This window comes from Halanaerobium sp. (genome assembly GCF_003070835.1).
The window spans coordinates 1-2,713 of sequence record NZ_QBLR01000396.1; the positions used below are offsets into that span (position 1 = coordinate 1).

Genomic DNA, 2,713 nt, shown 5'->3' on the forward strand with positions numbered 1-2,713 from the left:
GGAAGCAAGGTTGGCTACTACATGTGTTTTGACAATAATTCCTTTTAGTTTCTTATTCTCATCTAGCACTGGCAGTGGTGTGTCAATATCTGCAATTTTTGAAAATAGATCATTAACACTTTCTTCAGGTTCTGCCAGAGGCACATCCTTTATGATCTCATCAAGGTTTTCTTTGTTTTTATTAATTGATTCTACCACATCTTCAATTGTAACTATGCCTCTATATTTTCTATTCTCTCCCAGAACAAAGATACTACTTAGTTCATTATGACGCATTTTGTGTAGAGCAGTTCTCAGGCCATCCTGCTTATATAATACAGCTTCTGGCTTATCCATAATATCTTCCGCTGTTAAAACACGGGAACGATTAACATCCTGAACAAATTCTGCCACATAATCATTTTCAGCATTTGTCAAAATCTCTTCGTGATTTCCTACCTGGACAATTTCTCCATCTTTCATGATAGCAATTCTATCACCAAGTTTTAATGCTTCATCCAGATCATGAGTAATAAAAACAATTGTTTTATCTATATGTTCATATAGCTCCAGCAGTTTATCCTGCATATCTTTTTTAATCAGCGGGTCTAAAGCACTAAAAGGCTCATCCATCAGCAGTATATCAGTATCAACTGCCAGTGCCCGGGCAAGTCCAACCCGCTGCTGCATTCCACCACTGAGCTGATCCGGCATTTGGTCTTCATAACCCTCCAGACCAACCTGATTAAGAGCAGTCATCGCCTTTTCTTTTCTTGTTTTCTTATCTGCACCTTCAATTTCTAAACCAAATTCAGCATTTTCTAAAACAGTTCTGTATGGGAAAAGAGCAAAATGCTGAAAAACCATTCCGAACTTTTCTTTTCTAAACTCCCTCAGCTCTTCTTTATTTAGATCCATAATATCTGTCCCATCAACCGCAACTGATCCAGAAGTCGGTTCTACCAATCTGTTAATACAGCGTAATAGTGTTGATTTACCACTGCCGGAGAGCCCCATGATTACAAATATTTCTCCTTCTTCAACTTCAAAACTGGCCTTATTGATTCCAACAGTAGCCCCAGTCTTTTCTAAAATATCATTTTTGCTCATACCATCTTTGAGCAGTTCAATTTCTTTCTGACCATTACCATTGAAAATCTTATAGAGATTTTTTGCTTTTATTTTCAATATTTTCACCTCTCTATTTTATTTTTGGTTAAAATTAATCTGACACAAAAAAAGGTTTAGAAGATGTTCTTTGCGAACAAATTCTAAACCATATATTCAAAATTATGATTAGTTGTTATCAGCACAACATCCTCGCTGATAATAACCCAGGATAAAATTAACCTACTTGCTAACTTCTATAAAAGAATAACAAACTAAGTCCTGTCTGTCAAACTAACGGTTAAATTAAAAATTATCTTTATATTTCTAATTTATTTAATTATAAGGGCAGCCAATTAATTACAGACTGAATCATTTGACTTTAACTTCTGCCTGAGATATACTAAGAGAGCTGACTAAAAAATTAATATTTTATAACTTAATAGATAATATAGCAACTAAGCCCTGACTATATAAATGTAGTCAGGGTTTTTTAGCGTCTACGTATAAGTATAGATTTATCAACCTGATGCAGTATTATTTGTTAAGAAAATTGTGTGGTTGGTAGATTTAGTATAAGAATATAATAAAAAAGGAAGTGGAAGTTAATTTGCAAAAGATTAAATTTAATGAATTAGATGTATCAGATGAAATTTTAAAAGCAGTTGAAGAAATGGGTTTTGAGGAAACTACACCGATCCAGACTAATGCTATCCCGGCAATACTTAATGGTAAAGATATTGTTGGACAGGCTCAAACAGGTACTGGTAAAACAGCAGCCTTTGGTATCCCTCTTTTAGAAGAAATGGATGCTGACAATAAAGATCCTCAGGCAATTATACTCTGTCCTACAAGAGAACTTGCCATTCAGGTATCAGAAGAATTAAAAAGGCTGGCAAAATATAAAAAGAGGATTTATACTCTCCCTATTTATGGTGGTCAGTCAATTGGCAGACAAATTAAAGCCTTAAATAAAGGAGTTCAGATTGTTATTGGTACTCCTGGTAGAGTAATGGATCATATTCGTCGTAAAACTTTAAAACTGGACAATATAGATTATTTTGTGCTTGATGAAGCTGATGTTATGTTAGATATGGGCTTTATTGATGATATAGAAACTGTATTAAGAGACATTCCAGATGATAGACAGACTCTCTTCTTTTCTGCAACTATCCCTCAGTCAATAAAAAAATTGAGCAAAAAATATCAGAATAACTCGGAGTTTTTGAGAGTTGCTCATGAAAAATTAACTGTACCTTCTATTGATCAGTATTATTATGAGATTAGACGAAACGATAAACTTAAAGCCTTAACTAGAATTCTTGATTTAAGCAGTCCAGAACTGGCTATCGTTTTCTGTAATACCAGAAGAATGGTAGATGATTTAAATATTAAACTTCAGGCACGCGGTTACTTATCTGATGCCATCCATGGTGGTTTAAATCAAAATCAGCGTGATCGAGTAATGAATAAATTTAGAAATGGAATTATAGAAGTTCTGGTTGCTACAGATGTTGCCGCCCGGGGTATTGATGTAGAAGATGTTGAAGCAGTATTTAACTATGATTTACCTCAGGATACTGACTATTACGTCCACAGAATTGGTCGTACAGGTAGAGCAGGAAAA

General features: G+C 34.4%; 2 protein-coding genes. One reads left to right on the top strand and one right to left on the bottom strand.

Annotated features, from left to right (window positions below; translation table 11 throughout):
* Positions 1 to 1,170, bottom strand: a 1,170-nt coding sequence (locus tag CI949_RS19540; RefSeq protein WP_365942011.1) for a glycine betaine/L-proline ABC transporter ATP-binding protein, incomplete at its 3' end; no start/stop codon positions are given.
* A gap of 526 nt (positions 1,171 to 1,696) precedes the next feature.
* Here CI949_RS19540 and CI949_RS19545 point away from each other — a divergent pair.
* Positions 1,697 to 2,713, top strand: a 1,017-nt coding sequence (locus CI949_RS19545) for a DEAD/DEAH box helicase (RefSeq protein WP_290769533.1), incomplete at its 3' end; no start/stop codon positions are given.